Source organism: Bradyrhizobium sp. 482_C4_N1_8 (assembly GCF_052075965.1).
Lineage (GTDB): Bacteria > Pseudomonadota > Alphaproteobacteria > Rhizobiales > Xanthobacteraceae > Bradyrhizobium > Bradyrhizobium barranii.
The window spans coordinates 8,526,243-8,540,843 of sequence record NZ_CP197231.1 but is presented as its reverse complement, the minus strand read 5'-3'; the positions used below and the strand labels follow the sequence as shown (position 1 = coordinate 8,540,843).

Sequence of the window (14,601 nt, the reverse complement as noted above, 5' to 3'; positions counted from 1 at the left end):
CCAGGTTCTCACCGCGGCCGACATCGGATATCCGATTGCTCCATGGGCAAGGAAACTTCTGACGGCGGTGATGACGCCGGCGCGGCGCCGTCCACCGAGGCCTGGCTCGGTGCGGTTGCGTTGATCGGCTTCATCCTGGTGGCGACCGCGCAGGCCTCAAATCAGATTCTGGCGCGCGGGCTTGCGGGCTCGGTCCCGCCCTTCGCGCTCGCCTTCTTCCGCTGGAGCATCGTTGCCATCGGGCTCGCGCCGATCGCGTTCGCCGAGATCCGCGCCGGCCGCGTGCCACTTGGCAAGAACATCTGGCCGATCCTCGCCGCCGGCTTCATGGGCATGTTCCTCTGCGGCGGCCCGGTCTATGCCGCGGGCATCTCGACGACGGCGATCCACATCGCGTTGATCATGGCGCTGTCGCCGGTCACGGTGCTGATGATCTCTGCGGTGCTCGGCATCGAGCAGGTCGGCCCGCTGCAATGGCTCGGCACGGCGCTTGCGCTCGCCGGCGCCTTGCTCATCATCTCCGGCGGTCATCCGGAGACCTTGTTCGCACTGGAGACGGCAGCGGGCGACGGCCTGGTCGTGATCGCGATGCTCGGCTGGTCCGGCTACACGCTGCTGCAATCGCGCGCGGCGCCCAAGGCGTCGCTGCTGGCGCGCATGAGCCTGTTCGCAGGCGCCGGCGCGCTGTTCTCGCTGCCGCAGGCGCTGATCGAGATGTGGACCACGCCGGCGCAGGTCTTCAGCACGAAAGCGGTGTCGGCTTACGTCTTCGCCGGGATCGTTCCCGGGCTGCTCGCCTATGCCGGCTTTGCCTGGCTCGGCGGCAAATTCGGTTCGGTCCGAACCTCGCTCGTGCTTTATCTCGGACCGATCGCGAGCGCCCTGCTGTCGTTCGCAATTCTCGGTGAACCGCCAAAACTGATCCATCTGTTCGGCGGTGTGCTGATCCTCGGCGGGGTCTGGGCGAGCCTGCGCAAATAGTTCCATCGATCGGAGTTGTGGTTCATTCGCAGGAACCAACCGCCTCCGCGAACATTCTGATCAAGGGACCGGTGCGAGCCATGCTCGCGCGCGCCCCGACCATCCCGGCGCCAGTGCCGTAACCGGATTTTGCCTCGACGTTTCGTTTCGGGGCGATGGGGGACTTGTGAGTACGGTCATAGAGAACTTGTTGTCACGGAAGCAGAAGCTTGTGGAACAGCTCGAGAAGGCGCAGTCGGTCGACGATCGCGACAAGATCGAGCACCAGCTCGAACAGATCAACACCGCGCTGGATTTTCTGGACAGGCCGGGATCGAAGGACGCGGGGTAGAGGCGCTCAGTCCACCTTCAGCGCCTCCACTTTCAAGGCCTCCACTTTCAAGGCCTTGGCGTAGACCAGGCCGGAATTGGTGATGTGCGTCGTCATCAGCGCTTCGAAGGCCGCGAACTCGCCGCGCGCGAACAGATCGAGCAGCTTGCGATGCTCGTCGAAGGACGAGCGGGTGCGCACGTCGATCGGCGACGTCAGGTTGGTGCGCAGCGCGGCGACGCGGCCCGAGACGAGCTGGTAGGATTCGATGAGATAGCGGTTGCCGCAATGCGCGAACAACCCTTCGTGAAAGCTCGCATCGGCGCGGCCATAGGCGATGTTGTCCTTCGCCGCGATCGCCGGCTCCATCGCCGCGATTGCCTCGCTCATCGTCGCAATTGCGCCGTCGCGATCGTGACGAAACGCGAGCTCGGCGGCCTTGGGCTCGAGCGCGATCCGGAAGGTGCAGAGCGCAGTGATGTCGTCCGCGCTCGGCGTGAACACGAAGCTGCCGACCTGCGGCCGGATCACGACCAGGCCCTGCGCCTGCAACTGGCCCATCGCCTCGCGCACCGGCGTGCGGCTGACGCCGAAGGAATTCGCCACCATCTCCTCGGAGATGGCGGCGCCAAGCGCGAACTCGCCGTCGATGATAGCCTGGCGCAGCCGCAGCACCACCCGCTGCGACAGCGATTTCGGCGTATCGAGCTTGAGCGATCGCATCTGCTGTCTCAGATCACCTTGCCGGGATTGAGCAGGTGATCGGGATCGAGCGCGGCCTTCAGCGTCCGCATCAACGCAATCTCGGCTTCGCTCCTGGCATGGCCCAGCCACTTCTTCTTCAGCGTGCCGATGCCGTGCTCGGCGGAGACGCTGCCGCCCAGTTCACGCACCAGACCGTAGATGATCGCGTCCATCTCTTCCTTCGGCTGCTGCGCGACGGAAAGACCGGTGACCCAGGACACGAGATGCAGATTGCCGTCGCCGATATGGCCGTAATAGACGCTCTCGCATCCCTTGATGCCGGAGGCCAACGCGGCCTTGCAGCGGGTGACGAACTCGTCCATCCGCGCCACCGCAAGCCCGATGTCGTAGGAGATGTGCGGACCCAGCACCTGGCCGAACTCGGCGCAGATGTCGCGCACGCGCCAGAACGCCTGCGTCTGCGCCAGCGATTGCGCCACGGCGGCATCTGCGAGCAGCCCGCGCTCCATCAGCTCTTCGAGCCAGGCCTGGAAACGCGGTGCATCCAGGCTCTCGTCGGTGCCTTGGGCCTCGACGAGCACGTAGAGACCGTGGCCTGCGGCGACCGGCGGCTTCACCCCGGCGCGATTCGTGATCACGTCCCAATAGTCCGGCCACATCACCTCGAATGCCGACAGCAGCGGTCCGAGCCCGCTTCGCGCGGCATCGAGCAGGGCGATCACCGCGGCATAGTCCTTCAGCGCGCACAGCGCCGCCATGGTCGAGCGCGGTTTCGGGAACAGCCGCAACACCACGCGGGTGATGATGCCGAGCGTGCCTTCGGAGCCGATGAAGAGATGCTTGAGGTCATAGCCCGCGTTGTTCTTCATCAGCTTGTTGAGGCTGGTGATGATGGTGCCGTCGGGCAGCACCACCTCCAGGCCGAGCACCAGTTCGCGCGTCATGCCGTAGCGGATCACGCGGTTGCCGCCGGCATTGGTGGAGAGATTGCCGCCGATCGCGCAGGAGCCGCGCGAGCCGAGATCGAGCGGAAAGAAGAAACCGGCTTCGTCGGCGGCCTTCTGGATCGTCTCCAGCGGCGTGCCCGATTTCACCGTCATCGTCATTGACGCCCGATCGATCTCCTCGATGCCGGTCATGCGCTCGAGCGAGATCGCGACCCAGCCCGCTTCGGGCGATGCGCCGCGGCACAGCCCGGTCAATCCGCCCTGCGGCACGAAGGGCAGCCGCGCCTGCCGGCAGGCCGCAATCGCATCGGCGACGCCTTGCGCATCGACCGGCCGGATCACCGCAAGCGGCGTTTGCGGCAGGCTCGCGCTCCAGTCGTTGCAATTGCGCGTCGGCACCTCGGTGCCCATCAGCACGGCGGCCGCGCCGAGCTTGTCGCGCAAGGCGCCAAGCAACTGATCGGGACGCTCAATGGGGCTCAACATGTTCATGCGAGACCTCCTCGGAATCTGGCTGCGTCTCATGCGCGCCGTGATGGTGGAAAGGATTTGCGTCCGTCTTGTATGTAAGGTACAACATAAAAAGTAAAGCAAAAACAAGGCTCGGAAGGCCTCCTAAGATCGTTCGAGATCAGGGGCTTAGTCCGGGACCGCAGCTAATGGGTGGTGAGATGACGGAGGCAATTCGCGGGTTCTGGGTGGCGTCGGCGACGCCGCTGGCGACTGATGGCAGCGTGGACTCCGCCAAGCTCGCCGCTCACGCCAGGCAGCTCTTCGGCAAGGGCGTCGACGGCGTTGTGCTGTTCGGTACCACCGGCGAGGGCACCTCCTTCAATGTCACCGAGCGTGTCGCGACCATCGAGGCCGTGCTCAAGGCCGGCGTCGCGCCCGAGCGTATCGGCATCGGCGGCGGCTTTCCCGCCATCACCGACAGCATCGCGCTGACGCGCACCGTGCTCGGCCTCGGCCTGCGCCACCTGCTGTATCTGCCGCCCTATTTCGACCGTGGTGTCACGCCCGAAGGCATCGAGGATGCTTTTGCTGCGATCATCGACGGCGTCGCCGACGATCGCCTGCGCGCCTCGCTCTATCACATCCCGCAGGTCTCCGGCGTTGCGATCCCGACCGGTGTCGCTGCGAACTTGCGCAAGCGTTACGGCAAGGTGGTTGCGGGCCTGAAGGACTCCAGCGGCGACTTCAAGCAGTTCCAGGCATTCCGTGCTGCCGCGCCGGATCTCGCCATCACCGTCGGCAACGAAGCCGACATCACCCGCGCGATCGTCGCCGGCGGCGCCGGCACCATCTGCGGCATGGCCAACGTCGTGCCCGAGCTGGTCAAGGGCATGGTTGACGGCAAGGACGTCGAGGCGCGCATGCAAGCCGCGACCGATGTCGTGCTGAACACGCCGTCGTTCCTCGCGACGCTGAAGGCAATCCTCGCCGCACAGACGGGCGACGCCGGCTGGCTGCGCGTACGCCCGCCGTTCCGTGCTTCGTCCGATGGTGCGGCGCTCAAGCGAAAGATTGACGAGCTGATTGCTCCTGCCATCGCGTGAGATGCGAAACTTTCGTGACACGTTGCCGCGGATTCGCGTGCAGCGTGTTGCGATCCCTGCGACGTCAATCGGTGATTGCCGTTCGGTGCGCCGATGCGCTTAGAACGATTCAACACTAGAGCGATTCAAGCTCGCCTACGGTTCTCTTCGATCCCGCCGACTGTTACAGGCGCACACTTCAATGTTCTTGACTTGAAGTGGAATGAAAGTGCGTGCCCTCGTGGATGGCCAACGCGTCAGCGGCCATCGTCATCATGCCGGCAAGAGCCGTGCAGGTCTTCTCCTCGGCGCAGCGGTGCTGCTCGTCGAATCCCCCTCGAACACGACGACCGCGCAGGCGCAGTCAGCGCTGCCGCCGGTGACAGTGGAAGCGCCGGTGCAGCGACCGAAGCCGGCCCGCGCATCTGAATCGCCCCAGCGCCGGACGCAAGCCGCCGCGCGCCAGCGCAGCCGGAATGCCGCCACACCAGCAGCACCGACAATATCGGAACGTGCTGCAGCCGCGGCCGCCGCGCAGCAAGCTGCCAAGCTCGGTTACCGCGCGATGCCGAGTTCGACCACACTGCGCAGCGGCGCCTCGCCCCTCGATACCTCGCAGGCGGTCAACATCGTGCCTGAACAGGTGTTGAAGGACCAGCTCCCGCGGAACATCGACGATGCGCTCATCAATGTCTCCGGCATCACTCAGACCAACACGCTCGCCGGCAGCCAGGACGCGGTGATCCGCCGCGGCTTCGGCGACAACCGCGACGGTTCGATCATGCGCAACGGCATGCCGCTGGTGCAGGGCCGCAGCTTCAATCCCGCGGTCGAAAGCGTCGAGGTGCTGAAGGGGCCGGCCTCGCTGCTCTACGGCATCATGGATCCCGGCGGCATCGTCAACACGATCAGCAAACGCCCGGAGCTCTATCAGCACGGTTCGGTCACGCTGCTCGGCTCGGCATTCAGTGCCTCGAAAACCGGCGCTGACGGCCTGCTCGACGTTACCGGTCCGATCGGCGATCAGGGCCTTGCCTATCGCTTCATCGGCTACGGCGTCAGCGAAGATTACTGGCGGAATTTCGGCCGTCACCGCGAAATGCTGGTCGCACCGTCGCTGGCCTGGTACGGCCAGGACACGACGGTCCAGCTCAATTACGAGCACCGTGAATTCATCTATCCGTTCGATCGTGGCACGGCGTTCAATCCGGTGACCAAGGCACCGCTCGCAGTGCCGTCCACGCGCTGGCTCGATGAGCCCTTCAACAACACCTGGGGCACCTCGGACTTGATGCAAGCCTCGATCGAGCATCGCTTCAACCAGGACTGGAAGCTTTACGCCGGCTACAGCTACAACACCGAAACCTTCAGCGCCAACCAGCTCCGCATCTCCACCCTCAACTTCACGACGGGCGTCGAGACGCGCAGCAACGACGGCACGCAGGGCTCGCTCAGTAATGCCAGCTATGGAACGTCGTACATTTCCGGCGGCTTCTGGCTCGGCAATATGCGCAACGAGGTGGTATTCGGCGGCGACGGCCAGTATCGCACCATCTATCGCGACAATCTGATACGGCAGGCGACTCCCGCCATCAACGTCTACAATCCAGTCTACGGGCTGGTCGGACCGGGCACGACGGTGTCGAACAGCGATAGCGCACAGACAGACAAGCTCGGCCAATGGTCGCTGTTCTTCCAGGACACCCTGCATCTCACCGAACGGTTCGCGCTGGTCGGCGGCGTCCGTTACATGGACTACGACCAGATCGCCGGGCGCGGGAAACCGTTCGTCACCAATACCAACGTGTCGCAAGACAAGGTGCTTCCCCTCGGCGGCGCCATCTTCAAGCTGACCGACGAGATCTCGCTGTATGCGAGCTACACCGAATCGCTGAAGCCCAACTCGACCATCGCGCCGATCGGCATCGTGATCGATTCCAACGTCGCGCCCGAAGAAGGCGTGTCATATGAGACCGGCGTGAAGTTCGATCTGAACAAGCGTATCTCCGGTACGCTGGCGCTCTACGATCTCGACAAGAAGAACGTGCAGACGACGAAGACGAACAGCGCTGGCGTGGTGGAACTCCATACCGTCGGCCGCGCCCGCTCCCGGGGCGTCGAGCTGGACGTGACCGGCAGGCTTACCGACAGCTGGGCCTTGATCGGCAGCTATGGCTATACCGACGCGCGGGTGACGGCATCCGAAGATCGGTCGCTCTACGGCATGAAGCTGCAGAACGTCGCGCTGAACACGGCCTCGCTCTATCTGGTCTATGATTTCGGTACAGCTTTGCCGGGCCAGCTCCGCCTCGGCGGCGGCGCGCGCTATGTCGGCGACCGTCCCGGTGATGCGATCAACAGCTTCTTCTTGCCGTCCTATGTGGTCGCCGATATTTTCGCGACCTATGAGACGAACTACCAGAACACGCCGGTGATCTATCAGCTCAACGTCAAGAACCTGTTCGACACCGTCTATTATCCCTCCGCCGTCAACAATCTGAACGTCGCGATCGGCGATGCGCGCCGCGTTTCGCTGTCGGCAACGGTGAAGTTCTAGCGATGGCGGTGCGGCACAAAGCCATCGCGGTCCTGATCGCGGCGGCGTCTGCCTGCCTTGCTGCCACAGGTGCGAGCCGCGCCGAGGAGATCACGCTCTATTCGACCAGGGAGGTTGCCCTGGTCGAGCCTGTCGTTGCGGCCTTCACGGAAGCCAGCGGCGTCAAGGTGAAAATCGTCTTCGTCGAGGACAGTCTCGTCAAGCACTTGGTATCGGAAGGTGACGCGTCGTCTGCCGACCTATTGATGACGATCGGGCTGGACAAGACGACCCAGCTCTCCACCCGCGGTCTGACGCAAGCCTTCACGCCGTCGCGTCTCGACCAGGTGGTCCCTCCAAATCTCCGTGGTAACGGCGCGCAATGGCTTGCGCTTTCCGTCCGCCCGCGCGTTGCCTTTGTGCGCAAGGACAGCGCGCTTGCTTCGATCGACTATGAAGACCTCTCCGATCCCAGATGGCGCGGCAAGCTCTGCATGCGCTCGCCGCTGCATCAGAACAATGTCGCGCTGGTTGCGGCCTATCTCGTCCATCACGGCGAGGCCGCGACGGAGGCCTGGCTCGCCGGGCTGAAGGCCAATCTCGCGCACAAGCCTGATGGCAAGGACAACGACGTGATCCGCGAGATCGCGCAAGGCGCGTGCAAGATCGGCATCGGCAACACCGTGGCATTGGCGCAATTGCGCGACGGACGCGAAGGGGCCGACTGGCGTGCCTGGGCGATGGAGGTCAAGGCGGTGCCATCGACCTTCAAGGGCGGCGGCACGCATGTGAACCTCACCGGCGCGGCCATCGCGAAACAGGCGCCACATCCGGCGTTGGCGCGACAATTCCTCGAATTCCTTGTCACGCCGGCAGCGCAGCGGATCTTTGCCGCTGCCGAGTTGGAATACCCCGTGCTTGCAGCAGCGGAGCGTGCACCGATCGTTGCCGAAATGGGCACGTTCATCGCCGATGCAATTTCGATCGACCAGATCGCCGCACGTCAGCAGGCCGCGATCTCGCTTATCAAGAAGGTTGGCTTCGATGAGTAGGGTGGGGCATCACATCAAGGCCGCTCTGCACCAGATTCACTCGATCGCGGGCCTCGTGCTTGCGCTGCTGCTGGCCTTGATCGCGCTGACCGGCGCGATCATGAGCTTTGAGGACGAGATCGGCGATCATCTGAATAGCGGTATCATGCAGGTCGCGCCGCGCCAGGCGCCGGCGCTGATGCCGGACGAACTGGTGGCCCGGCTGAAGGCGGGGCAGGACCTCGGCAAGGTCTCGGCCGTCACGCTGTCGAGCGATCCGGCCGCGGCGGTGCGTGTCCGCTTCGCGCGTGACGAGCAGGGCGCGCGGCCGACATCGCTCTATGTCGATCCCTACGACGCGCGCGTGCTGGGTGCGCCGCGTGGCGAGGAGTTCTTCGCGACCGTGCGCAGGCTGCATCGATGGCTGTTGATCCCCGGCGATGCCAAGGGGTGGGGACGCCAGATCACCGGCATCGCCGCGCTCGGCCTGATCGTCATGCTCATCTCGGGCCTCGTGCTGCGCTGGCCGCGCCGCGCCGGCAGCGTGAAGATGTGGCTGAAACCCAATCTCGGACTCAGCGGGCGCGGCCTGCACCGCTCGCTGCATGCCGTCATCGGCACCTGGGTACTGCCGGTCTATCTGGTGATGACGCTGACCGGGCTGTGGTACTCGTTCGACTGGTACAAGGACGGGGTGGTCTGGCTGCTGTCGCGTCCAGAGGTCGCTGCTGCGAAGATGCAGCCGAAGATGTCCGCAAAGGTGCCGCGTCCGTCCGCCCGGCCCGAGCCGGCCCAGCCGATCGGATTCGATCAGGCATGGACGACGCTCCAGCATGAGGAGGGGAAACATTTCTCCAGAGCGTTGCTGACGCTGCCCGCCGGACCCGGCACGGTCATCCGGATCCGGTCGTGGCCGAAGGATTCGACGCTCGATACCACGCGCGACGAATTCCGCGTGGATGCGGTCACGGGGCAGGTGATTTCGGCGGAGCGCTATGCCGACAAGACGCTCGGCCAGAAGATCATCGCGAACGTGCTCGACATCCATCGCGGCGCGTTCCTGGGCTGGCCGGGCAAGCTCGCCTTCATGATTGCAGCAGCGTTGATGCCGCTGTTCTCGGTCACCGGCATTTTGCTCTATCTGTCGCGCCGCAGGCTGCGGCGTCCCGCGCAGCCGCCGCTCGGGCGGCTGGTTCCGGGCGAGTGAACGGCCGCGAAGGCTAGCCAAGCGCGCGACAATCGTTCAAAAGCCCTTGGCCGTACTTGCCAGGGTTCACGCCATGAAGCTCTTCACCGTTACCCCCGCCGATATCCGCCGCGCGCTGCTGCTCCGCGAGGAGATCGCGCTGCTCGATCTCAGGTACGAGGCCGGCTTCGCCACCGGGCATCCGCTGTTTGCCGCCAACATGGCCGCGGACCGGATCGCGATCGAGGCCGAGCTGCGGTTGCCGCGCAAGGACGTCGCGATCGTGCTCTACGATGATGGCGAGGGACTTGTTGCAACCGGCGCCGAGCGGCTTGCCGCGCTCGGCTACACCAATGTCAGCGCGCTCGACGGCGGGCTGAAGGCCTGGCGCGATGCGGGCTATCAGGTGTTCGAGGACGTCAATTCCTATTCCAAGGCATTCGGCGAGCTGGTCGAGGCCCGCCGCCACACGCCGTCGTTCAGTGCCGACGAAGTGGCAAAGCTGATCGCGGACAAGGCCGACATCGCCATCCTCGATGTTCGCCGCTTCGACGAATATGCGACCATGAACATTCCGGGCTCGGTCAGCGTGCCCGGCGCTGAGCTGGTGCTGCGCGCAGGACAGGCCGCGCCCGACCCTGAGACCACCATCATCGTGAATTGCGCCGGGCGCACGCGCTCGATCATCGGCACCCAGTCGCTGATCAACGCCGGCGTGCCCAACAAGGTGCGGGCGTTGCGCAACGGCACGATCGGCTGGACGCTGGCGCGGCACACGCTCGATCATGGCGCGGACCGGCGTGGCGCGATCGGGCCATTCGAGGGGGGCCCGGCCAATGCGCGCGACGTCGCCTATCGCGCCGGTGTTCGCCATATCGGCGCGAGCGAGGCGAAGGCGCTCGCAGCTCAGACCGATCGCACGCTCTATCGTTTCGACGTGCGCGACGCAGAGGAGTATGCGGCCGGCCATCTCCCCGGCTTCCGCCATTATCCCGGTGGCCAGCTCGTCCAGGAAACCGACATGGCCGCGCCCGTGCGCGGCGCGCGCATCCTCCTGACCGACGACAAGGGCGTGCGTGCCGACATGACGGCATCCTGGCTCGCGCAGATGGGCTGGGAGGTCTACGTCCTCGAAGGCGGTTACGAGGGTGAGCTCGAGGTCGGCCCGCCGCGCGTGCTGCCGAAGCCCGATCCGGCGCACCGCTACCGCCGGCCCTATGAGGGCACTGACGTCGCCGAGCGCGCGATGCAGGCCTATCTCGACTGGGAATATGGCTTGGTCGAGCAGCTGCGTCTCGACGGCACGCATGGGTTTTACGTCATTTGACCGGGCGGCCACCGTAAACACTTACCGCCCCGCCATCTTCTCCCCATATCCAAACCCTATTGTGCTGCATCTCCCCCGCGGTCTATGAGCTGCGGCAAAGCTGTGACCTACGGAGATTCCATGCCAGCCCCAGGCCAAAGCCCCGAGCGGAACGCGAAGGCGCTGTTGCTCGAAGGCGTCAATGACAGCGCTGTCGACCTGTTCCGGAGCGCGGGCTTCACCAATGTCGAGCGGTTGACCAAGGCGCTGGACGGCGAAGACCTGCGGCGCGCGCTGAAGGGCGTGTCGCTGCTCGGCATCCGCTCGCGCACCCAGATCACCGATGAGGTGCTCGCGGCCGCGGACGGGCTTCTCGCGGTTGGCTGCTTCAGCGTCGGCACCAACCAGGTCGATCTCCTGGCGGCCCGCAAGCGCGGCATTCCCGTGTTCAACGCGCCGTTTTCCAACACGCGCAGCGTCGCCGAGCTCGTGATCGGCGAGATCGTGATGCTGCTGCGGCGCATCTTCCCGCGCTCGGTGTCGGCCCATGAGGGCGGCTGGGACAAGTCGGCGACCGGCAGCCGCGAGGTGCGCGGCCGCACGCTCGGAATCATCGGCTACGGCAATATCGGCTCGCAGCTCTCGACGCTGGCCGAAGCGATCGGCATGCGCGTGATCTATTTCGACCGCACCGACAAGCTCCGCCACGGCAACACCGAGCCGGTCGAGAAGCTGGAAGAGCTGCTGGCGCAGAGCGATGTCGTCAGCCTTCACGTGCCCGAGACGCCGGAGACCGCGGGCATGATCGGCGAGACGGAGGTGCGGGCGATGAAAGCAGGCTCGTTCCTGATCAACAACAGCCGCGGCACCGTGGTTGATCTCGATGCGCTCGCGGGCGCCCTGCGCGACGGCCATCTCGCCGGCGCAGCCATTGACGTGTTTCCGGTCGAGCCGTCCTCGAACTCGGATCGCTTCAAGAGCCCGGTGCAGGGCCTCGAGAACGTCATCCTCACCCCGCATATCGGCGGCTCGACCGAGGAAGCACAAGAGCGCATCGGCGGGGAAGTCGCGCGAAAACTGGTCGACTATTTCATCACGGGATCGACCATGGGCGCGGTGAATTTCCCGGAGGTGCAACTGCACTTGCGTCCCGCCGGTGCGCGCTTCAGCCATGTCCATCGCAACGTGCCGGGCATGCTGCGGCGGCTGAACGAGGTTTTCCTCCAGCGCGACATCAACATCGTCGCGCAATATCTGGAGACCGCCGGCGACCTCGGCTACGTCGTGCTCGACGCCGACCTCGGGGGCGAGGATTCAGGCGCGCTGCTTGCGCAGATCCGCGCGCTTGAGGGCACGGTCGGCGCACGGCTGGTATTCGAGCACTGAACCGCCCTACGTTCCGGTTGCATCTTGCGGTCACAGCTCCCACACTGCTGTCATCCTCGGCGTGCTACAATCACGTCGAATTTGAGCTTCAGTTGCGTGAGTGTCCGCCATGGAACGAGACGCCGTACTGATTGATCTCGCGCTTCAGGGCGGCGGTTCGCACGGCGCCTTCACTTGGGGTGTGCTCGACCGCCTCCTGGAAGAGAGATGGCTAGAGATCGCAGCGATCTCCGGAACCTCCGCAGGCGCGATGAACGCGGCCGTGCTGGCGGACGGCTGGACGGCCGGTGGCGCCGAGGGCGCGCGCGACGCGCTCGAAAAATACTGGCGCCGCGTTTCGAAGGCTGCCGCCTTTAGTCCGCTCCAGCGCTCGCCGCTCGATCGATTGATGGGGCGCTGGACGCTCGATACGTCGCCCTTCTACATTCTCACCGATTTGATGTCGCGCGTGCTGTCGCCCTACGATCTCAATCCGACCGGCTACAATCCGCTGCGCGCCGTGCTGGCCGAGAGTATCGATTTCGAGCGGCTCGCGAACTCGCCAATAAAGCTGTTCGTCACCGCGACGCGGGTGCGCACCGGCCGTGGACGGATCTTCCGCAATGCCGAGATCACGGCGGACGTGCTGCTGGCGTCGGCCTGCCTGCCGACCATGTTCCGCGCGATCGACATCGACGGCGAACCCTATTGGGACGGCGGCTTCGCCGGCAACCCCACGATCACGCCGCTTATTCGCGAAAGCGATGCGCACGACACGATCCTGGTGCAGATCAATCCGACCGAAACGCTCGAAGAGCCGCGGACGGCTGCGGAGATTCTCAATCGATTGAACGAGATTTCGTTCAATTCGCCCCTGATGAAGGAATTGCGCATGATCGCGCTGCTGCGCCAGGCGGCCGACCCCGGCAGCGGCGAGGGCGCGCGCTGGGCAAAGATGCGGACCCACCGCGTCAAGAGCGACATGCTGGCGAAGTTCGGCGCGTCATCCAAGCTCAACGCCGAATGGGAGTTCGTCTCGATGCTGCGCGCCGAGGGGCGCCTGGCCGCGGACGCGTTTCTCGCCGCGCACGGTGCCGACATCGGCCGGCAATCGACCGCCGATCTCGACGTCCTGCTGTCGGAGTGCTGAGGCATGGGTCTTCTCGGCCTCCTCGTCGGGCTCGCCCTGCTCGTCCTGTTCGCTTTTCGCGGCTGGAGCGTGCTTCTGCTGGCGCCGTTTGCAGCGCTCGTTGCCGCGTTGTTCGGCGGCGAGCCGCTGCTTGCGAACCTGACCCAGGTGTTCATGGTGCATGCGGCGGGATTTCTGGCGCAATTCTTCCCGATCTTCCTGCTTGGCGCGGTCTTCGGCAAGCTGATGGACGATAGCGGTGCGGTCACGTCGGTCGCCGCCTTCATGGCGGAGCGCCTCGGCGAGCGTCGCGTGATCCTGGCGGTGGTGCTCGCCGGTGCCGCGGTGACCTATGGCGGCGTCAGCCTGTTCGTTGCGTTTTTCGTCATCGTTCCCATGGCCCGCTCGCTGTTTCGCGCGGCTTCGATCCCGCGTCGCCTGATCCCGGCTGCGATCGTGCTGGGAACGTCGACCTTCACCATGTCGGCCTTGCCGGGCACGCCGTCGATCCAGAATGCGATCCCGATGCCGTTCTTCGGCACGACGCCGTTCGCAGCGCCAGGTCTCGGTATCATCGCCTCCCTCATCATGCTCGTGACAGGATTGTGGTGGCTGCACCGCGCTGAAGCCGCAGCGCGCCGTACCGGAGAAGGCTATGGCGACGACATCGAGGGCGCGACCGAGCGCGCCGCCGCCGACGAGCTCGTGCGCGAGCGCGCCACGACCGCGCGCGAGTTCGATCCGGCGGAACTCCAGCACGGTCAGCGCAGCGAGCGGCCGTCGCCCGTGTGGAGTGCGATCGCGCCGCTGATCGTGGTCGTCATCGTGAATCTGGTGATGTCGCTCGTAGTGCTGCCGCGGCTCGATGTCAGCTATCTCGCCGAGCAGCGTTTTGGTGAAACCACGCTCGCGGCCGTCGCAGGCGTGTGGTCGGTCGCGGTCGCGCTGACTGCGGCCATCGTCACGACCATCGTGCTGAACCGGGCTCGCCTGCCGGCGCTTCGCCGCACCATGGACGCCGGAGCCAATGCATCCGTCCTGCCTGCGTTCAGCGTCGCGAGCCTCGTCGGGTTCGGCGCGGTCGTCGCCTCGCTGCCGGCGTTTACGATCGTGCGCGACTGGGTGCTGGCGATCGAAGGCGGACCGCTGGTCTCGCTAGCGGTCGCGACCAACATCCTGGCCGCTCTGACCGGGTCGGCGTCAGGCGGCCTGACCATTGCCCTCGACGCGCTCGGCCAGACTTATGTCGAGCTCGCCGCGCGCACCGGCATAGCCCCTGCGCTGATGCACCGCGTGGCGGTGATCGGCTCGGGGACGCTCGACATCCTGCCGCACAATGGCGCGGTGGTCAGCCTGCTCGCGATCTGCGGCCTGACGCATCGCGATAGCTATTTCGACATCGTCATGGTCGGCATCGTGACCTCGCTGCTGGCGCTGGTGGCTGTGATCGCCCTGGGCAGCGCGCTGGGATCGTTCTGAAGGAAGGCCAGCGCAAGCGATTGACGGAAGGGCGAAGGTTGCATTGAATGCGGCCAACCGTCGGATACAAAAATAGGGAAAGCCAGGGTGG

12 protein-coding genes are annotated in these 14,601 nt (G+C 65.2%); 10 read left to right on the top strand and 2 right to left on the bottom strand.

Annotated features, from left to right (window positions below):
- Positions 1-42: 42 nt before the first annotated feature.
- Together AB7Z56_RS40515 and AB7Z56_RS40510 are read left to right on the top strand one after the other, a co-directional pair.
- Complete coding sequence (locus tag AB7Z56_RS40515; protein ID WP_063979785.1) at positions 43-981, top strand: DMT family transporter; 939 nt, start codon at positions 43-45, stop codon at positions 979-981.
- 190 nt (positions 982-1,171) lie between these two features.
- Positions 1,172-1,312 carry a hypothetical protein gene (locus AB7Z56_RS40510; RefSeq protein ID WP_162131457.1) on the top strand — a complete coding sequence of 47 codons (141 nt, stop codon included), beginning with the start codon at positions 1,172-1,174 and terminating at the stop codon, positions 1,310-1,312.
- Positions 1,313-1,318: 6 nt separating this feature from the next.
- Here the strand turns inward: AB7Z56_RS40510 and AB7Z56_RS40505 are convergent, their stop codons facing one another.
- Together AB7Z56_RS40505 and AB7Z56_RS40500 are read right to left on the bottom strand one after the other, a co-directional pair.
- The gene (locus AB7Z56_RS40505) at positions 1,319-2,014 is read right to left on the bottom strand and encodes a GntR family transcriptional regulator (protein ID WP_063979784.1); all 696 of its coding nucleotides are present in this window, start codon (positions 2,012-2,014) and stop codon (positions 1,319-1,321) included.
- A gap of 8 nt (positions 2,015-2,022) precedes the next feature.
- Entirely contained in the window at positions 2,023-3,435 is a 1,413-nt protein-coding gene (locus tag AB7Z56_RS40500; RefSeq protein ID WP_063985910.1) for an FAD-binding oxidoreductase, read from the bottom strand.
- A 179-nt stretch (positions 3,436-3,614) separates the two neighbouring features.
- On the opposite strand from AB7Z56_RS40500, the gene AB7Z56_RS40495 reads away from it, so the two are divergent.
- From AB7Z56_RS40495 to AB7Z56_RS40460, 8 genes are all read left to right on the top strand, one after another.
- The gene (locus tag AB7Z56_RS40495; RefSeq protein ID WP_063985917.1) at positions 3,615-4,499 is read left to right on the top strand and encodes a dihydrodipicolinate synthase family protein; all 885 of its coding nucleotides are present in this window, start codon (positions 3,615-3,617) and stop codon (positions 4,497-4,499) included.
- Positions 4,500-4,701: 202 nt separating this feature from the next.
- Entirely contained in the window at positions 4,702-7,035 is a 2,334-nt protein-coding gene (locus tag AB7Z56_RS40490; protein ID WP_441256809.1) for a TonB-dependent siderophore receptor, read from the top strand.
- A gap of 2 nt (positions 7,036-7,037) precedes the next feature.
- Entirely contained in the window at positions 7,038-8,066 is a 1,029-nt protein-coding gene (locus tag AB7Z56_RS40485) for an extracellular solute-binding protein (protein WP_283017793.1), read from the top strand.
- Positions 8,059-9,252 (top strand): PepSY-associated TM helix domain-containing protein, encoded by a 1,194-nt coding sequence (locus tag AB7Z56_RS40480; RefSeq protein WP_063979781.1) that lies wholly within the window; start codon positions 8,059-8,061, stop codon positions 9,250-9,252. Before AB7Z56_RS40485 ends, AB7Z56_RS40480 begins: the two co-directional genes overlap by 8 nt.
- A gap of 73 nt (positions 9,253-9,325) precedes the next feature.
- Complete coding sequence (locus tag AB7Z56_RS40475) at positions 9,326-10,558, top strand: rhodanese-like domain-containing protein (RefSeq protein ID WP_063979780.1); 1,233 nt, start codon at positions 9,326-9,328, stop codon at positions 10,556-10,558.
- Between the two features lie 120 nt (positions 10,559-10,678).
- The gene (serA, locus tag AB7Z56_RS40470; protein WP_063985916.1) at positions 10,679-11,923 is read left to right on the top strand and encodes a phosphoglycerate dehydrogenase; all 1,245 of its coding nucleotides are present in this window, start codon (positions 10,679-10,681) and stop codon (positions 11,921-11,923) included.
- A 109-nt stretch (positions 11,924-12,032) separates the two neighbouring features.
- Positions 12,033-13,052: a patatin-like phospholipase family protein gene (locus AB7Z56_RS40465; RefSeq protein ID WP_063979779.1), complete on the top strand. Its 1,020-nt coding sequence runs from the start codon at positions 12,033-12,035 to the stop codon at positions 13,050-13,052.
- Between the two features lie 3 nt (positions 13,053-13,055).
- Positions 13,056-14,510 carry a GntP family permease gene (locus AB7Z56_RS40460; protein WP_063979778.1) on the top strand — a complete coding sequence of 485 codons (1,455 nt, stop codon included), beginning with the start codon at positions 13,056-13,058 and terminating at the stop codon, positions 14,508-14,510.
- Positions 14,511-14,601 lie beyond the last annotated feature (91 nt).